Origin of the sequence: Streptomyces sp. NPDC097617 (assembly GCF_044761485.1) — a bacterium.
In the GTDB taxonomy this organism is placed as follows: domain Bacteria; phylum Actinomycetota; class Actinomycetes; order Streptomycetales; family Streptomycetaceae; genus Streptomyces.
The window spans coordinates 108,757-125,772 of sequence record NZ_JBIWCL010000019.1 but is presented as its reverse complement, the minus strand read 5'-3'; the positions used below and the strand labels follow the sequence as shown (position 1 = coordinate 125,772).

General features: G+C 72.7%; 13 protein-coding genes. 4 read left to right on the top strand and 9 right to left on the bottom strand.

All coding sequences use genetic code 11. From position 1 onward, the window contains the following. Nucleotides 1-22: 22 nt before the first annotated feature. Nucleotides 23-832 carry a glycosyltransferase family A protein gene (locus tag ACIQZO_RS27140; RefSeq protein ID WP_403630893.1) on the top strand — a complete coding sequence of 270 codons (810 nt, stop codon included), beginning with the start codon at nt 23-25 and terminating at the stop codon, nt 830-832. Here ACIQZO_RS27140 and ACIQZO_RS27135 read toward each other — a convergent pair whose 3' ends face one another. Both ACIQZO_RS27135 and ACIQZO_RS27130 read right to left on the bottom strand, forming a co-directional pair. Continuing rightward, nucleotides 833-1,804: a glycosyltransferase gene (locus ACIQZO_RS27135; protein ID WP_403630890.1), complete on the bottom strand. Its 972-nt coding sequence runs from the start codon at nt 1,802-1,804 to the stop codon at nt 833-835. Continuing rightward, nucleotides 1,750-3,765, bottom strand: coding sequence for an O-antigen ligase family protein (locus tag ACIQZO_RS27130; RefSeq protein ID WP_403630887.1), 2,016 nt, complete (start codon nt 3,763-3,765; stop codon nt 1,750-1,752). Before ACIQZO_RS27130 ends, ACIQZO_RS27135 begins: the two co-directional genes overlap by 55 nt. An 80-nt stretch (nt 3,766-3,845) precedes the next feature. Between ACIQZO_RS27130 and ACIQZO_RS27125 the strand changes: the two genes are divergently transcribed. Continuing rightward, nucleotides 3,846-4,541: a hypothetical protein gene (locus ACIQZO_RS27125; protein WP_403630885.1), complete on the top strand. Its 696-nt coding sequence runs from the start codon at nt 3,846-3,848 to the stop codon at nt 4,539-4,541. A 17-nt stretch (nt 4,542-4,558) separates the two neighbouring features. Here ACIQZO_RS27125 and ACIQZO_RS27120 read toward each other — a convergent pair whose 3' ends face one another. Genes ACIQZO_RS27120 through ACIQZO_RS27090 form a run of 7 tightly spaced genes read right to left on the bottom strand, consistent with a single transcriptional unit; the run spans nt 4,559 to nt 14,164 of the window. Continuing rightward, nucleotides 4,559-5,608, bottom strand: a complete 1,050-nt coding sequence (locus tag ACIQZO_RS27120; protein ID WP_403630882.1) for a glycosyltransferase — start codon at nt 5,606-5,608, stop codon at nt 4,559-4,561. Beyond that, nucleotides 5,605-8,904, bottom strand: a complete 3,300-nt coding sequence (locus tag ACIQZO_RS27115) for a DUF4082 domain-containing protein (protein WP_403630879.1) — start codon at nt 8,902-8,904, stop codon at nt 5,605-5,607. The genes ACIQZO_RS27120 and ACIQZO_RS27115 overlap by 4 nt, the downstream gene beginning before the upstream one ends. Before the next feature lie 32 nt (nt 8,905-8,936). Then, a complete protein-coding gene (locus ACIQZO_RS27110; RefSeq protein WP_403630876.1) occupies nt 8,937-10,052 on the bottom strand; it encodes a DegT/DnrJ/EryC1/StrS family aminotransferase in 1,116 nt (371 codons plus the stop codon). Next, nucleotides 10,049-10,819, bottom strand: coding sequence for a NeuD/PglB/VioB family sugar acetyltransferase (locus ACIQZO_RS27105; RefSeq protein ID WP_403630873.1), 771 nt, complete (start codon nt 10,817-10,819; stop codon nt 10,049-10,051). Before ACIQZO_RS27105 ends, ACIQZO_RS27110 begins: the two co-directional genes overlap by 4 nt. Further along, nucleotides 10,816-12,000, bottom strand: coding sequence for a DegT/DnrJ/EryC1/StrS family aminotransferase (locus ACIQZO_RS27100; protein WP_403630870.1), 1,185 nt, complete (start codon nt 11,998-12,000; stop codon nt 10,816-10,818). Before ACIQZO_RS27100 ends, ACIQZO_RS27105 begins: the two co-directional genes overlap by 4 nt. Then, nucleotides 11,997-13,010 carry an NAD-dependent epimerase/dehydratase family protein gene (locus ACIQZO_RS27095; RefSeq protein WP_403630867.1) on the bottom strand — a complete coding sequence of 338 codons (1,014 nt, stop codon included), beginning with the start codon at nt 13,008-13,010 and terminating at the stop codon, nt 11,997-11,999. Before ACIQZO_RS27095 ends, ACIQZO_RS27100 begins: the two co-directional genes overlap by 4 nt. Before the next feature lie 56 nt (nt 13,011-13,066). After that, a complete protein-coding gene (locus ACIQZO_RS27090) occupies nt 13,067-14,164 on the bottom strand; it encodes a Gfo/Idh/MocA family protein (RefSeq protein ID WP_403630865.1) in 1,098 nt (365 codons plus the stop codon). 381 nt (nt 14,165-14,545) lie between these two features. On the opposite strand from ACIQZO_RS27090, the gene ACIQZO_RS27085 reads away from it, so the two are divergent. Both ACIQZO_RS27085 and ACIQZO_RS27080 read left to right on the top strand, forming a co-directional pair. Next, on the top strand, nt 14,546-15,502 hold the full coding sequence (locus ACIQZO_RS27085) for a glycosyltransferase family 2 protein (RefSeq protein ID WP_403630863.1): 957 nt from the start codon (nt 14,546-14,548) through the stop codon (nt 15,500-15,502). 127 nt (nt 15,503-15,629) lie between these two features. Further along, nucleotides 15,630-17,000 carry an MFS transporter gene (locus ACIQZO_RS27080; protein WP_403630860.1) on the top strand — a complete coding sequence of 457 codons (1,371 nt, stop codon included), beginning with the start codon at nt 15,630-15,632 and terminating at the stop codon, nt 16,998-17,000. Nucleotides 17,001-17,016: the final 16 nt, after the last annotated feature.

Sequence of the window (17,016 nt, the reverse complement as noted above, 5' to 3'; positions counted from 1 at the left end):
GAACCGAAAGGACCGACCGGACATGATGCGCCGGATCGCCCGGGCCCCCTGGGAACTGCTCAAGCGGACCTTCGGCTGGCTGGTGCTCTTCGAGGCCAGGAACAAGGTCCTGCTGGCCCCCTCCGCCCTGCGGCTGCGCCGCCTGGAGGACGCCGAGACCCGCCGGCTCGCCGCCGAACTGGGCGAGCCCCCTGCCGCCCTGGTCGCCACCGTCATCCCCACCCACCGGCGCCCCGAGGCCCTGCGGGCGGCGGTCCGCTCCGCCCTGGAGCAGTCGGTCACCGACCAGGTGGTCATCGTCGTCGACGACGGCGCGGGCCTGCCCGAACTCCCGGACGACCCGAGGCTGTTCGCGGTGTCCCTGGCGCGCAACACGGCGACCGCCGGAGTCGTGCGCAATGTGGGCATCCGGCTGTCCAGGTCGCGCTACGTCGCCTTCCTGGACGACGACAACCTGTGGGAGCCCGACCACCTCGAGGAGGCCCTGGCCGCCCTGGAGGCGCCCGACGGGCCCGACGCCGTCTACACCGCGCTGCGCAGGGTGCTGCCCGACGGCACGGACCGGGACGTCCTGTCCGTGCCCTTCGACCGCCGCCGCGCCGCCCACGAGGCCTTCCTCGACACCAACGCCTTCGTGGCGCGGCGCAACCGGTCCTTGTACTTCAGCCGGCTGCGCCGCACCCCCGAGGTGCTGCCCCGCGAGGACTGGGAGCTCGTCCGCCGCTACGGCCGCCGCCACGAGGTGCGCCACCTGCCCCGGGCGACCGTCCGCTACCTGGTCAACCCGGACAGCTTCTACACCGCCTGGGACGGTCCGCCGCCCCGCGACTGATCAGGGGCCGGGCGTGGCCCGCAGAGCCGACGGGCCGGCCAGGGCCTTCGCGGCCGCCCGGCTCGCGGGCCGGCCCAGCAGCGCCCGGGAGGACTCCCGCAGCAGTACGGCCGCGCGGAACGCGGCGGTCGCCACGGGCCCGTGCCGGCGCCCGTAGAGCCTGACCCGGTTGAGCGTCAGCAGGGTCCACAGCCGGGGCGACACCTGGGAGTCCCCGCCCAGGTGGGTGGCCGCGGCCGCGGGCTCCAGCCGGGTGACGAAGCCCAGGTCGCGGGCCCGCAGGCAGTACTCGGTCTCCTCCGAGTACAGGAAGAATGACTCGTCCCAGGCCCCGCACGCCTCCAGGCACTCCCCGGACAGGGCCATCAGCGCGCCCGTCGCCCAGTCCGCGACCGTCGCCCGCTCGTACGCGGCCGGATCGGTGACCATCTCGCTCCAGCGCGGGAACCGCCCGGCCCGGCGATTGCCGAGCACCGCCTCGCCGAGCGCCCGCGTCACGAGCGACTCCCGGCGCAGCGAGAGCAGCAGCGTACGGCCGTCCTCCTCGTACAGCAGCGGGACGCTGATGCCGACCCGGCCACCGCCCGGCGCGGCCTCGCCCAGCGCGTCCACGAGCACCTTGGCGCAGCCCTGCCTCATCCGGATGTCCGGGTTGCAGACCAGGGCCGTCCCGAAGCCGCCCTCCCACGCCGCGGCGGCCGCCAGGGCGGCGTTCACGCCGGCCGCGTATCCGGCATTGCGGCCGGTCTGGACGACGGTCGTGTCCGGGGCCAGGGAGCGGATCAGGTCCACGGTGCCGTCGGCCGAGTCGTTGTCGGCGACGACCAGGCGCCAGTCGAGCCCGGCCATGCCCTCCGGCAGCGAGGTGAGGAACTCCGGGAGCACCCGGGCGCTGTTCCAGGTGACGACGATGACCGCTACGGGGCCGGCACCCGGATCCGGTCGGCGGGCGGCTGGCTGGATGGACTGCATACGGACTCCACGGTTGCGGGCTCCGGCGCCGAACGCCGGATGAACCCGAGGTAGCTGCCTCCGGCGGCGATCGTCAGGAAGAACACCCCGGCGAACATCGGGAAGCTGAGGGCGTCGAAGGTGGCGGCGATGACGAGGGAGACCAGGGCGGAGGCGAAGAAGGCCTGACCCAGCTCCCGGTCGGACTCGGTGCGGGCCAGTCGGCGGATGGCGCCGCCCTGGTGGATCCCGGTGACCAGCAGGACCAGGAGCGCGAGCAGCCCCACGAGGCCCATCTCCGCCAGGGTGAGCATGTACTGGTTGTCGGTGAAGAAGAACAGTTCGGGCAGGAAGGTCCCGAAGCCCCGGCCGAACAGCGGCCGTTCGGTGAGATAGGGGACGATCGCGCTGTACTTGACGGTCCGGGCCTGCGTGCTGCTGTCGGAGTTCGTCACGAACGAGGCGAAGAGAGCGGTGATGGTGCCGATCAGCCCGGGGATGATCACCTTGAAGCAGGCCACCGAGCCCATCAGCAGACCGATCGCGGCCCACCGCCGCTCAGGCTTCCAGCGCAGCACCATCACCAGCACCACGATGAGCGCGCCGATGATGGAGGTCCGCGACACGGTCAGCGGCAGGGCGCCCCCCATCAGCACCACGGGCCCCCAGCGCCGCCAGCCGCGCAGGTGGCGCCGCAGCGGATCGAAGGCCTGCTGCACGGCGAAGGGCAGCAGGATCGCGAGCATCCCGCCGAACTCGAGCGGCTGCGCCGTCGTGGACCGCGGCCGGGTGAAGGAACCCCGGTCCAGGGTGGTGATCTGGGCGACGCTGGACTGCAGGCCCGGGATGGAGATGCTGTCGGCGATGTTCGTCGCGGTGAAGAAGTCGTAGAAGCCGATGGCCGCCACCACCGTTCCCATCACCACGGCCCGGCGCATCAGCACGTCCAGGCGCTCGCGATCCTGGATCCCCGCGGAGACCAGCACCACCAGGGACACCCACACGAGCAGCCCGATCAGCCCGCGGTCCGCCGCGAGGACCTCCTTGTGGGAGCTGCCGCGCATCGCGTTCGCGAGGTAGGAGGCCAGGACGGAGAACGCCAGCAGGCACATCACCACCCGCGGCAGCCGGGTGCCGGGGGCGGGTCGCATCCGGCCGGTGATCCAGGCCGCCAGATACCAGAACAGGCACAGCAGCGCGAACACGTTGGCCGGGGTGCCCACCCCGCCCATCCCGGGCAGGGTCAGGTTCGAGGGGATGAAGAAGGCCAGCGCGAGATAGCAGCTCAGCAGGGCGGTCGCGTCCAGCTGCCGCCCCCACGGCTTGCGGCGCCCTCGCCCGCGCGCCGGGGCGGCCGAGGCCCTGCGCCGCCGGCGGAGCGCAGCCAGCGTGCTGTCCGTCAGGAAGGAGAACGTGAAGGCGCTCGTGGTGCCCAGGATGACCACGCCCAGCACCTGCTGGTAGCGGCTCTTCATCTGCGGCACCGGGATCTGCGGCAGCACCACGGGGGCCGCCTGGACCATGTACGCGGGCTTGACCTGGGCCGCCGTCTGGAGCGCGTTGAGGGTCTCCCCGGCGAAGGCGGTCAGTTTGTTGGTCTCCTCCAGCACCTTCGCCCGGTCCGTCCCTGTGACGGACAGCGTCAGCATCGGCCCGGAGGTGTTCGCGGCGAAGCCGACCGTGTAGGGGTCGGTCACGCCGATGCCCTGCAAATCCCGCGCCGCGTCCGTCCCCGACAGCGTCCGGATCAGGACGTCCGCCGTGACCACCAGCGAGCCGCCGGCGTTCGCGATGGGATTGCCGAAGGCGGGGGCCAGTTCGGCCACCGCCGTGGAGTCCAGCAGCGCCACCGAGCTCTCCGACTGGTAGGCCACCGGCACCGAACGGTACAGGTGAGCCCCCCCGAGCAGGCTGATCAGCGTCAGCGGCACCATCACGTACCAGCGGCGCCGGAGCACCGCGAGGATCTCACCGATGCTCATGAACACCCCCCGAGGAAGCCGCAATTGATGGCGGGCCTACCCATGTCCTGGAAAGATCGGTCACAACGGAAGGAATCTCTGTGTCGCCTGGTGAGTTGGTCCGTGCGCTGCGTCGGCGCTGGTACGTCCTGATCGTGGCGGCGGTGCTCGCGGCCGCCGGAGCGCTCCAGGTGCTGCACCCCACCCAGACCTACCTGAGCACGGCGATCGTCGTACTCAAGCCTCCGGTGACGGACACCCAGCCCAACCAACTGGCCAATCTGCAGCCGCCGCTCGCCGCCGTCTCCTACGCGGCCGTGCAGCAGCTGGACTCGCCCGCCGGAGCCCAGGAGCTGCGCGCCGCCGGAGTGAGCGGAACCTACCGGCTGATACCGCGCAACAGCGGTACGAGCGTCACCCCCCGCTATCTGATCCCCTCGCTCCAGGTCCAGGCGGAGCAGGCCCGGCCGGCCGCCGCCGACACCGCCGTCCGGAAGATCATCGAGGTCTACACGAAGCACCTCACCGACCTGCAGACGCAGCAGGGGGTTCCGGACGCCGCGCGGATGAGCGTCACCCTGCTGGTGCCGCCCACCGCGGTGGTGCAGACCGGCACCAAGAGCCGGGGACTCGCCGGTGCGGCCCTGCTGGGCGGGGTCGGCGGTGTGGTGGCGGCCCTGTGGACCGACCGGCTCCTGACACGCCGGAGCCGGCGCCGGCGTACCGCCGCCGACGCCGGTCCGGTGGTGCGGGCCGAGGAGCCCGAGCGGGCGCCCCTGGCCGGGGCGACCCGCTGAACCCAACCGATGGATCATCAAATCCCTCGGCGCTTCCAGGACCGCCACCACAGCCACTCGCGCCCCCGGTCGGCCACGGCCGACAGCACGAGCGGCTGGAGGTACGGCATGGCACGCGCCCCGATGCGCCGGCGCCGCAGCAGCGCCCGGTACTCGGCCAGAGACGTGTAGTGCCCGGGCAGGCATTCGGCCGCGAACTCCACGAGTTCGTCCACCGGTACCACCGCGGTGCGCCCCCGGTCGTACGCCCGGTAGGCGCGCCGCAGCGCGTACCGGGCCAGCCGGGTGCGCGCCGACAGCGCCAGCCGGTCGGACCCCGGCAGCAGCCCGCCGCACTTGTCGAGCACCGAGTCGAAGGCGACGAGGCGCTGGCGCAGGTCGTCGAGCTGGCCGCCGAAGTCCGTGGTGGACATGTTGTTGCCGTGGACCCGGTAGAAGGCCTGGTCGGCCCCGCGGACATAGCCCACGTCGGCGTGCGCCGCGAGCCGCATCCACATCTCGATGTCACCGGCGTGCGGCAGCTCCGGGTCGTAGCCCCCGACCTTGCGCTGGAGGCTCGTACGGACCACCACCTCGGGCGAGGTGATGCACCCGGTGCCCTCCCGGAACCGCCGGTCCAGCCACCACCGTCCGGGGTAGACGACCGATCCGGTGCTGCGGGTACGGGCCGCCGGAAGCGGCCCGCCGTGCTGGAAGCGCAGCGGCCGGCCGTAGCAGAAGCCCGCCTCCGGATGGGCGTCGAGCAGGGCCGCCGCGCGCACCAGGGCGCCGGGGACCAGCCGGTCGTCCGCCGACAGCAGGGCGACGTAATCCCCGTCGGCCCACTCCAGCAGCCCCTCGTTGTAGGTGGCGATGTGGCCCTTGTTGCTCTCGTGGACCCGTACCTCGATCCGCGGGTCGGCGGCCGCCAGCGCGCGGGCGACCTCCGCGGAGTCGTCGGGCGAGGCGTCGTCGATGATCAGTACCCGTACGTCGACGCCCTCCTGCTCGTCCAGCACGCTCTTGACGCAGTCCGCCAGGAAGTGGCCGTACTTGTAGCAGGGGATCACCACGCTGACCGTGCTCACTGCCCGCTCACCTCCGTGGACAGCCCCTCCTGCAGGGCGGGCGGCGCGGTGCTGGTGAAGATCGGGCCGACCCAGTAGTTCACCGAGCCGAAGGTGTTCGTCGGGAAGGCGGTGGCCGCCCCGTACTTGTAGAGCCCGTTGGCGCTGCCGACCGTGTCGGCCGGGGCCACCAGCGGATAGGAGCGGTGCGCGCCGGCGAAGTAGCCGCCGTCCACGGAGTAGTTGCCGTTCGGTGCGTGGTAGGAGGCCACGTACGTGGTGCCCGCCGTGATCGGCACCGCAGTGGCGAACTGGAGCTGCTGCCAGCCCGACACGGTCTCGCTGCCGAAGGTGCCGGTGGCGAGCAGGGTGCCGGAGGCGGACCACAGGCTGCCGGTGTGCGTACCGGTGTTGCCGGGGCCCTTGTAGAAGGTGACGCCGGTGATGTAGCCGTTCACCGCGGACTGGAAACGGGTCCCCAGCTCCACCGAGTTGGCGTCGTCACCCACATTCGCGGTGCTCGGCGTCGCGGCGCCGTTCCACAGGGTGCACGGGCAGTTGACCGTCGGAGGGCTCGCGCTGGTGGTGAAGTTCCACGTTACCGGCGCGGCCATCGCGTTGCCCCACAGGTCGGAGGCCTGGACGGACGCCGTGTAGGTGGAGTTCAGGGCCAGTTCGGAGGACGGGGTGAAGGTCGCGCTGTTCGACGCGCCGAGCACCTTGGTGCCCGGTACGGCCGCGCCGCCCGAGTCCTTGACGGAGAACACCAGGGTGTCCGCGTCGATCGCGTTGCTGAAGGTGGCCGACACGGCCGCCGTGATCTGCGTGCCGGTCGCCGCGGACTGGGGTGAGGTGGCGGTGACGGTGGGCGGGGCCGTGCTCGCGGTCGAAGTGTCCAGGACCGCGTCCACCCAGTAGTTGCTGCCGGACGAGGCGGTGGACGGGAAGCCGCCCGTGCCGCTGTAGCGGTACACGCCGTTGCCGCCGTCGGTGCCGTTCTTCAGCGCGGTGAGCGGAGCCAGGCCCGCGTCGCTCGCGGCGAAGGTGGTGTCGAAGGAGTAGCCGCCGTGCGGGGCGAAGTAGGAGGCGACGTACGTGGTGTTCGCCTTGACCGGGACCGGGGTGGCGAAGTTCAGCTGCTGCCAGCCGGAGGCCGTCTCGTTGGTGAAGGTGCCCGTGGCCAGGCGCTGGCCGGTGCTGCTCCACAGGCTTCCGGTGTGGGTCCCGGTGTTGGCGGGCGACTTGTAGAAGCGGACACCGGTGATCGAACCGGCCACCGAGGAGCGGATCTTCACGCCGAGCTCGACGGCGCTGCCGTCACCGGCGTTGACGGTGCCCGGTACGGCCGCGGCGGGCCACACGGTGCAGGGGCACTGCTGGGGTCCCACGGTCAGCGGCACCGTGGTGGTGGCGCCGATGTTGACGCTGTCGTCCACCGCGCGCACCTTGATCTGCGCGGCGCCCGGGACGGTCGGGGTCCATTTGTAGGTCCAGGACCCGATGCCCGTGGTCGCCTTCCAGGTCGTGCCGCCGTCGGTGGACACCTCCACACGGGCGACCACGCCGCCGCCGGTGTCGCCGGCCGTACCCGTGATGGTCACGGGCCGCAGCGCCGGGACGGTGGCGTTCGCCGCCGGGCTGGTCACCGTCACGGCCGGGCCCACGGCGTCGGTGGAGGCGGTCGACGCGACCAGGTCGCTCTGCAGCGACTTGGGCTGGACACCCATGTCGGCGAAGACGTTGACCGTGGCCTGCTGCATCCGCTTGTCCGCGGTGATCACCGCGTCGTCCGGGTTGCCGGTCGGCATGTTGGTCAGGCCCCAGGACCACTGGACCGTTCCCGCGCCGAACACCAGCGCGTGCGAGGTCTGGTCGCGGAAGGCGACGAGGCTGTGCGTGGCGGTGCCGTTGCCGTAGGTGTTGCCGTAGTCCTTGAGGAGCTTGCCGTCCTCGATGTCCACCGTGGTGGAGGACATCGTGATCTGCCCGGCCGGCCGGCTGGCGTTCTCCACGTCGCTGTCCCACTCGTAGCCGAGTGTGCCGGTGGGGAACGTGGCGGTCTGGGAGGGGGTGAGGTTCGCGACCGTGGTGCCCCGCCACAGCCGCTGCTTGGCGAAGGTGCCGGGCACCGTGATCGCGTCACTGCGGTAGCCGTTGACGCTGAACATCGAGCCCGTCAGCTGGTTCTGCGGCTGGAAGGGCCGGCCGTTCGTGGCGCTGGCGGGGTCCATGAAGGTGCCCGTCCAGATCCCGCTCGGGTCGGGGACGCCGTTGGGCTGGGGGAAGGACAGCTTGGTCTCCTTGTACGAGACCAGGGTCCGGTTGGCGGTGTTGGCGCCGTCGATGCTCGGCGCCAGACGGGTCTTCCAGAAGACCTCGTTGCCGCTGAAGTACGTCTGGTGGACCCCGGCCCTGCGCGCGTTCAGCGCGTTCGTGAACTGGTCCTGCGTCCAGTACTCGTCGTGCCCGGAGGACAGGAAGACCTTGTGGTTGCGCAGCAGGGTCCCGCCGCGCACCGACATGTCGATCCCGGACATGTAGCTCACGTCATAGCCGTTGCGCTCCAGCCACGCGACCATCTGGAACTCGGAACCGTAGATCCCGTTGTCCCCGCCGATGTCCATGGGCCGGTTGTAGCTGACCTCGTACGCCCGGCCGTCCGGGGCGGGGCCGCCGCCGTCGTACAGGTCCTGGCCGCCGTAGTTGTTGTACGCCTGCCAGGTCTGGTCACTGGTCTGCACGGCGATGTCGGAGTGGCTGGAGTCGTTGCGGACGACGAACGGGTAGGGCATCACCCCGTTGCCGTCCGCCTGGTCGAAGTTGACGACGTAGAGCCCGGACACGGCGTCGGCCGGCACGGTCCACGTCGCGGTGGTGGGCCAGTTGCCGCAGTCGACCAGGCCGGTGGCGGCCTTCTTGGCGCAGGTCGCCGGGTTGCCGCCCGGCGCGAAGTTCGCCGGGTACGTCTGGGCCGCCTGGGCCGCGGTCGACATCAGGCGGGCCCCGGTGCCGCCGTAGTGGCCGAGGCGGTAGACCGAGACCTTGTACGACGTCGGCGACTGGATCTTGAACTGCACGGTTTCGCCGGCCTGGACGCTCGTCTGGGCCGGGAAGCCCTTGATGTCGCCGTACGCGCTGGGTGCGAACCAGTCCTCCATCGGAGTGCCGGGCTTGGAGTTCTCGCACACGATGGCGTTCGTGGTGGGACCGCAGGGATCGGCCGCACCGGCCACCGCCGCCGGCGGCATGACCGTGGCCATCAAGGCCGCGACCACGGTGAAGAGACCGTAACGGAGCAACCTTGTCCGTCTGTTCATCTGGACCTCATTGTTTGCGTGAGCGCGCGGGGTCAGCGCAGGGCGTCGCGGAGCGTGTCCACGACCCGCTGCTGCTGGGCAGCGGTGATCTGCGGGAAGAGGGGGAGCGAGAGCATCCGGTCCGCCGCCTGTTCGGCGTGCGGGAAGTCGCCTCGGCCGTGGCCGAGATGGCCGAAGGCCGGGGTGAGGTGCACCGGGGCCGGGTAGTGCACACCCGCGCCGATGCCCTCCGCGTTGAGCTTGCCGACGACGGCGTCGCGGTCCGCGTCGGCGACCCGGACGACGTACAGGTGCCACACGTGGACATTGCCCGCGGCCGTGACCGGCAGGGTGACCTGCCCGGCGGCGGCGAGGTCGCCCAGCAGCTCGTCGTAGCGGGCGGCGGCGGCCCTGCGGGAGGCGTTCCCGTCGGCCAGCCGGGCCAGCTTCGCCCGCAGGACCACGGCCTGCAGACCGTCCAGGCGGCTGTTGAACCCGGCCACGTCGTGGCGGTACTTGGCGATGCCGCCGTGGTTGGCGAGGGCCCGGACCAGGTCCGCGCTCTCCTCGTCGTCGGTCACCACCGCGCCCGCGTCGCCGTACGCGCCGAGGTTCTTGCCCGGGTAGAAGCTGGTCGCGGCGATGCCCCCGTTGCCGGGGGAGCGACCGCTCCGGGTCGCGCCCTGGCTCTGCGCGGCGTCCTCGACGATCCTCACGTGCGACGGCAGACCCGCCGCGAGCGCCGCGGTGTCGGCGCACTGCCCGTAGAGGTGGACGGGGACGACCGCGCGGGTGGCTTCGCCCACCGCTTCCAGGGCGGCCCGCGGGTCCATCAGCAGGGTGTCGGGGAGGCAGTCCACCAGCACCGGCCGGGCGCCGATCCGGGCGACGGCGCCCGCGGTGGCGATGAAGGTGTTCGCGGGCAGCACCACCTCGTCGCCGACGCCCACCCCGCTCGCCCGCAGGGCCAGTTCGAGGGCGTCCGTGCCGTTGGCGACCCCCACGCAGTGCCCGACCCCGGCGAACTCGGCGTACTCGCGCTCGAAGGCGCGGACCTCCGCACCGCCGATGAAGGCGGTGTCGGCGAGCACGCGGTCGAATCCTGCCCGTAATTCCTCGGCGACCTCGGCGTGCGCCGCCTTCAGATCGACCAGCGGTATCTGGTTCATGCGACTGTGCTCCCCATCCGTGTCTCCGGCCACCGGCCGGTCTCCTCGCCATCGGCCCGCAGCTCGTCGAGCGCCGGACCACCCGCCGTGCGCAGCCGGCGGGCGGGGCTCCCGGCCCACACCTCACCGGGCGGCACATCGGCCAGGACCGTGCTTCCCATACCGGTCAGCGACCAGGCGCCGACCGACGTGCCCTCGCGCACCAGCGCTCCCGCGCCCACGTACGCCCCGCGCCCCAGCCGCACCCCGCCGCCCAGGCGGACGCCCGAGGCCAGCGTGGCGAAGTCCCCGACCCGGTCGTCGTGGGTGAGCACCACGTGCGGCATCACCGCCACGTGGGACCCGACCCGGACGGCGGCCGTCAGCACGCTGTGCGCGAGCAGGACCGAACCCGCGCCGAGCAGCGAGGATCCCGACACCACCGCCGTGGGGTGGACCACCGTCGCGTAGCGGTTCCCGGACAGGCCCAGGCGGCGTACCAGCCGGGCCCGTACGGCGTAGTCGCGGGGACTGCCCACGCAGACCACCACCCGGGCGGCCGGCAGCTCGTGCACGAGGTGGCTGCCGCCCAGCACCGGCACCCCGTCGACCTCCCGGCCGTGCAGGGCCGGATCGTCATCGAGGTGCCCGAGCAGCCGCCAGCGCGGAGCCCGCCCGGATGCCGCGGCCGCGGCGGCCGCGTCCCGTACCGCCTGGGCGCTCTCGCGGGCGAACCCGCCCGCGCCGACGATCAGCAGGTCCTCGGTCCGCTGCTGCGGGCCGCTCATCCGCCCGCCCGCTCGCGCAGCACCGCCACCACCCGGTCCTGCTGCTCCCGCGTCATCGTGTGGAACAGCGGCAGGATCAGCGAGTCGCGGCTGATCCGCTCGGTGACCGGCAGCGGAGCCGCGCCGTGGTCCGCGTACGCCGGCTCCAGGTGCGAGGCCATGATCCCGCGCCGGGCCGAGATCCCCGCCTCGGACAGGACCGCGAGCAGCTCGTCCCGGCCGAGCGGGAACTCCTCGGCCAGCAGCACCCAGTACGACTGGAAGTTGCCCTGGCCGTGGCCGGGGTCCCCGACCGGGCGCAGCCCCGGAACCGTGCTCAGCAGCTCCGTGTACCGGGCGGCGAGCGAGCGCCGCCGGGCCACGATCTCGTCCAGCCTGCCGAGCTGCACCAGGCCGACCGCGGCCTGGATGTCGGTCATCCGGTAGTTGTAGCCGACCTCCAGGTAGCTCTCGACGATCGGCTTGCTGCTCGCGTGGCGCTGCGCGGCGGACACGTTCATGCCGTGCTCGCGCAGCCGCCGCAGCCGCTCGGCCCACTGGGCGTCGTCGGTGGTCAGCATGCCGCCCTCGCCGGTGGTGATCACCTTGCGGGGGTGGAAGGACCAGGCGGCGAGCAGGGCGCCGTGGCCCACCGACTTGCCGCCCACCGTCGCGCCGATGCCGCAGGCGGCGTCCTCCACCAGGGCCACGTCCCAGTCGGCGCACGCCGCGCGCAGCGCGTGCACGTCCGCGGGCACCCCGCCCTGGTGGACGGCGAGCACCGCCTTGGTCCTGGGCGTGCGGACCGCGTCCACCGTGGCCGGCGTGAGGTTGCCGGTGGCCTCCTCGACGTCCGCGAACACGGGCAGCGCGCCCACGTAGCGCACGGCGTTGGCCGTGGCGATGAAGGACAGGGACGGGACGATCACCTCGTCGCCGGGACCGAGGTCCAGCGCGATCAGGGCCAGGTGCAGGGCGGTGGTGCACGAGCTCACCGCGATGGCGTGCTCGGCGCCCACCCGCTCCGCGAAGGCCCGCTCGAACTCGGCGACCCGGGGACCCTGGGCCACCCAGCCGGAGAGCACCGCGTCGGCCGCGGCCTTCGCCTCCTCCTCGCCCAGCCAGGGCACCATCACCGGAATCCGGGCCGGCGCGGCGACCGGCGCGGCGTCGGTGTCCGCAGCGGTGTCCGGGGCGCTCATCGGCCCGTCCCCGCGGCCGCGTCCGTGGTGGCGGCGTCGGTGCCGGCGGCCCGCTCGGCGCGCCACCAGTCCACCAGGTCCCGCAGCCCGCTGCGCAGGTCGATCTCGGCGGTGAAGCCGAGGCGGCCGGAGGCCTGCGAGGTGTCCGCGAGCCGGCGGGTCACCCCGTTCACGGCGCGGGCCGGCCCGTGCTCGGGCGCCAGGCCCTGCGCGCCCATCGCCTCCAGCAGGCCGAGCGCCAGGTCCAGCAGGCTGGTCTCGGTGCCGCTCGCGACGTTGAAGACCTCGTCGGTCAGGTCCGACTCCGCGGCCAGCAGGTTGGCCCGCGCGATGTCCCGGACGTGGACGAAGTCCATGGTCTGGGTGCCGTCGCCGAGGATCAGCGGCGGCTCGCCCGCGGCGATCCGCTCCATCCAGCGGATCAGCACCTCGGTGTAGAGCCCGTGGATGTCCATCCGGGGGCCGTACACGTTGAAGTAGCGCAGTGCCACGTAGTCCAGCCCGTACATGGAGTGGAAGCTGCGCAGCACCCCCTCGTTGAAGGCCTTCGCCGCACCGTAGAAGGTGTCGTTGTTGTACGCGTGGTGGCGCTCGGTGGTCGGGAAGGTCTCGGCCAGGCCGTAGACCGAGGCCGAGGACGAGGCGATCACCTTGCCCACCCCGGCGGCCGCGGCCGCCTCCAGCACGTTGAAGGTGCCGTCCACCATGACCTCGTTGGCGAGCCTCGGCTCCTCGGCGCACTGCGTGATCCGGATGGCGGCGAGGTGGAAGACCAGCTCGGCGCCCTCGGTCGCCTTGCGCACCGCGGCCACGTCGCGGATGTCGCCCTCGACGACCTCCACCACGCCGCTCGGCAGGGCGCGGGCCAGGTTGGCGGTCCGCCCCCGCACGAAGTTGTCGAGCACCACGACCTCGCGTGCCCCGTTGTCCACCAGCAGGTCCACCAGGTGCGAGCCGATCGTGCCCGCCCCTCCGGTGATCAGAATCCTCTTGCCTCGTACGCTGCTCAACGCCCTGCCCCCACTGAATTCGGTCGTGGTCTTGCGTGTGATCGGACCGCGAACGCTCAACGTCCGGTGCGCAGTCCGACGACGGCTCCGCGGAACTCCAGGCTCCGGGAGGCGGCTTCCAGGATGTCCAGCACCTTCAGTCCCGCCCGGCCGTCGGTCAGCGGCGCCCGTCCCGTCCTGATGGACGCGGCGAACTCCTCGACCATGCTGCGCAGGGCTTCCTTCTCACCGATCGCGGGCGCCACCATGTCGCCGGTCCGGTAGGAGACGAGCATGTCCCGGCGCTCGTCCGCGCCGATCTCCTGCGGGGCGCTCAGGTCCACCCCGCGGTCGAACACCGCGACGCGCTGCGTGGGGTTGAGGTCGTCCCACACCAGGGTGCGCTTGGAGCCGCCCACCATGGTGGTGCGGACCTTCGTCGGGGAGAGCCAGTTGACGTGCACGTGCGCGATGGCGCCGGTGCTCAGCTGGAGCGTCAGGTAGGCCACGCAGGACTGGCCGGCACCGATCGGGTCGGCCCCGTGCGCGGCGACGGCGACCGGCTGCACATGGTCCGGCAGGATGAAGTCCAGGACGGACAGGTCGTGGGGGGCCAGGTCCCACAGGACGTCGATGTCCTTCTGGACGAGCCCCAGGTTGATCCGTACGGAGTCCACGTAGTGGATCTCGCCGAGTTCGCCGGAGCGGACCATCTCCCGGATCCGGCCCACGGCCGGGGTGTAGCAGTAGGTGTGGTCGCACATCAGCGTGAGACCGCGCTCCTCGGCCTCGTTGACCAGCCGCAGCCCGTCCTCGTACGTGGCGGCGAGGGGCTTCTCCACGAGGACGTGCTTGCCGGCGCGCAGGGCGGCCAGGGCGACGTCCAGGTGGGTGCCCGCCGGGGTGGCCACCGCGACCGCGTCGACCTCCGGGTCGGCGAGGACCGCCTCGTAGTCGCCGGTCGCCTGGACCGTGGAGTATCCGCCGAGCACCTGCCGGGCCCGGTCCACGTTCAGGTCGCAGAGCCACCGCAGCCGGAACCGGTCACTGGACTGGAAGTTGCGGACGAGATTGGGGCCCCAGTAGCCCGCGCCGACGACGGCGACACCTAAGGGGGCGGACCCCTTGCCGGTGGCGCCCGCGCCCTGCCCCGCGTCCTTCGCGGTGTCCTTCACGGCGTTCCCCTTCCTTCCGCGCACGCCGGACGGCGTGTCGCCAACTCATGGCCGGGACGCGTGTGATGGAGGGAAATGCCGTCGACGGCAGCCCGGACGCCTGCGCGTCCCGTGCGTGACCTGCTCAACGGTGATGGCCCCCCACAACCGATGCTTTGCGTGATTCGCGTACTTCGCCCCCCGGCCCGACCGCCTGTTCCCCACAAGCAGCCGAACCCCTACCCCTTGCCGCTCCGGGCCGACTCGGCCCGTTCCGGAGAACGGCGTCGCCGAAGCGTGCCGAATCCGGTCGGCGCCGCTCAATCTAGTCCACCGGGCGTACCCCCGGGCAGAGTTGGCGGAATCACGTGGAGCGGGTCTTCGAGCATGCATACTGCCCGGGTGACCAGCATCGTGATACCGGCCCACAATGAGGGCCGGGTCATCGGCCGGCTCCTCGACGCGCTCCTGGCCGACACCTCGGAGACCGGGCCCGACATCGTCGTGGTGTGCAACGGCTGTACGGACGACACCGCCCGGGCGGCGGGCGGGCGCGGGGACCGCGTACGCGTGGTGGAGGTGCCGACTCCCTCCAAACACCTCGCACTTCGGGTCGGCGACGAGCACGCGCGGGGCTTCCCCCGGCTGTACGTGGACGCCGACGTCGTCGTCGGCGCCGCGGACGTACGGGCGCTCGTGGGTGCCCTCGACCGGAACCCGGACCTGCTCGCCGTCGCCCCCGGCCGGGACATTCCGCTCGCCGGCTGCGCGTGGCCGGTCCGGGCGTACTACGGGGTGTGGCAGCGGCTGCCCGCCGTACGCGAGGGCCTGTTCGGCCGGGGGGTCATCGCGGTGAACGAGCCGGGGCACGCGCGGCTCGCCGCACTGCCCCCGCTGATGGCGGACGACCTGGCCGCGTCGCTGGCCTTCGGGCCGGGGGAGCGGCGCGTGGTGGAGGAGGCCCGGGTGGTCGTCCGCCCGCCGCGCACCTGGTCCGACCTGATCCGGCGACGGGTCCGCGCGGCGACCTCCTCAGCCGAGTACGAGCGCTTCCAGGCCGCGCGGCGGGCCGAGGCGCGGGAGCCGGCGCGGGGGTCCGCTCCGGAGCAGGCGCCGGAGTCCGCGCGGGAGTCAGTGTCGGAGTCGGTGGCGGAGTCGGCGCCGGAGCCGGTGTCGGAGCAGACCGCGCGCACCGGTACGGCCGATCTGCGTGCCGTGCTGCGGGCCCGACCGGCCCTGCTGCCGGGGGTGGTGGTGTTCGTGCTGGCCGCCCTCGCCGCCCGCCGGGGCTCCCGGAAGGCCATCCGCGACCAGGACTTCTCCACCTGGCTGCGGGACGAGAGCAGCCGGCAGGGCTGATCCCCGGGCCCACCTGGGGTCGGACGCCGAATCCCCTCGTACGCCCCACTGTTGGCCCGTACAACCATTAGGGTGTGCCTCGCACGTTCGAGTGAACTCAGTCCGTCGGCATCGGGAGCTCCAGAGCATGTACCTCGCGGACCGCTCCGCGCCCGCGGGCGAGAAGCCCGCTCCGGCCCGGGGAGCCGTGAGGGCCTCCGCGGTCGCCCCGACCGTCCTGGCCCTGGGCACGGTCAGCCTGATCACCGACATCTCCTCCGAGATGGTCACCGCCGTCCTGCCCCTGTACCTGATCGCCGGGCTGGGCCTGAGCCCCCTGGGCTTCGGGGCGCTCGACGGCGTCTACAACGGGGTCAGCGCCCTCGTGCAGTTGACCGGCGGGCACCTCGCCGACCGGGTCCGCAACCACAAGCTGATCGCGGGAATCGGCTACGGCCTGTCCGCCCTGTGCAAACCGCTGCTGCTGTTCGCCCACAGCCTGGGCCCGATCAGTGTGATCCTCACCCTGGAACGCACCGGCAAGGGACTGCGCACCGCCCCGCGCGACGCGCTGATCTCCCTGTCCACACCGCCCGAGTTACAAGGGCGCGCCTTCGGTGTGCACCGCGCCATGGACACCACCGGGGCGCTGCTCGGCCCGCTCGCCGCGTTCCTCATCCTGAGCGTCGCGGCCGACGGATACGACGCCGTCTTCGGCGTCAGCGCCTGCGTCGCCGCCCTCGGCGTCGTGGTGCTCATGCTCTTCGTCCCGTCCGGTGCCGGCGGCACCCGGCCCCGGCCGCGGCCCCTGCCGCCCCGGCCGCCGCGCCCCCGAGCCCCCGGCGACGACGGCGAAGAGGGCGCCGCCCCCGCCGCGGAGCGCCCGGCCCCCGTCCGACTGCGCGACGCGCTCGGCCTGCTGCGCCGGCCCCGCCTGCGCAACCTCGCGATCTGCGCCGTCCTGCTGGGCCTGACCACCGTCAGCGACGCCTTCGTCTACCTCCTCCTGCAACGGCGCACCGGCATCGGCGACCAGTGGTTCCCGCTGCTGCCGATCGGTACCGCCGCCGTGTTCCTGCTGCTCGCCGTACCCGCGGGAGCCCTCGCCGACCGGATCGGCCGGCGCACCGTGTTCCTCACCGGGCACGCCCTCCTGCTGGCCGGCTACGCGCTGCTGCTGTGGGCCCCCGACCAGCCGGCGCTGCCCTACCTCGTCCTCGCGCTGCACGGCATGTTCTACGCCGCCACCGACGGCGTGCTGCCCGCCGCCGTCGCCGCCACCGTCCCCGCGGAACTGCGCGCCACCGGCCTGGCCCTGGTCGGTACCGGCCAGGCGCTGGCCCGCTTCGGCTGCTCGCTCGCCTTCGGCGCGGCGTGGACCCTGTGGGGCACCGGCCCGGCCCTGGCCGCCGCCGCGGCCGGCCTGCTCTGCTGTGCGGCCGTCGCCGGCTTCGTGCTGCGCCCGGCGGCCGTGCCGGATGCCGCCCTCCCCGACCCGAACCGCACCGGAAGCCCGTGAGGCCCACCAGATGACT

Excerpts from the sequence above, each read along its gene's own strand:
- ACIQZO_RS27080 (WP_403630860.1), top strand. The coding sequence starts at position 15,630 with ATGTACCTCGCGGACCGCTCCGCGCCCGCGGGCGAGAAGCCCGCTCCG.
- ACIQZO_RS27135 (WP_403630890.1), bottom strand. The coding sequence starts at position 1,804 with ATGCAGTCCATCCAGCCAGCCGCCCGCCGACCGGATCCGGGTGCCGGC.
- ACIQZO_RS27115 (WP_403630879.1), bottom strand. The coding sequence starts at position 8,904 with ATGAACAGACGGACAAGGTTGCTCCGTTACGGTCTCTTCACCGTGGTC.
- ACIQZO_RS27105 (WP_403630873.1), bottom strand. The coding sequence starts at position 10,819 with ATGAGCGGCCCGCAGCAGCGGACCGAGGACCTGCTGATCGTCGGCGCG.
- ACIQZO_RS27140 (WP_403630893.1), top strand. The coding sequence starts at position 23 with ATGATGCGCCGGATCGCCCGGGCCCCCTGGGAACTGCTCAAGCGGACC.
- ACIQZO_RS27110 (WP_403630876.1), bottom strand. The coding sequence starts at position 10,052 with ATGAACCAGATACCGCTGGTCGATCTGAAGGCGGCGCACGCCGAGGTC.
- ACIQZO_RS27130 (WP_403630887.1), bottom strand. The coding sequence starts at position 3,765 with ATGAGCATCGGTGAGATCCTCGCGGTGCTCCGGCGCCGCTGGTACGTG.
- ACIQZO_RS27100 (WP_403630870.1), bottom strand. The coding sequence starts at position 12,000 with ATGAGCGCCCCGGACACCGCTGCGGACACCGACGCCGCGCCGGTCGCC.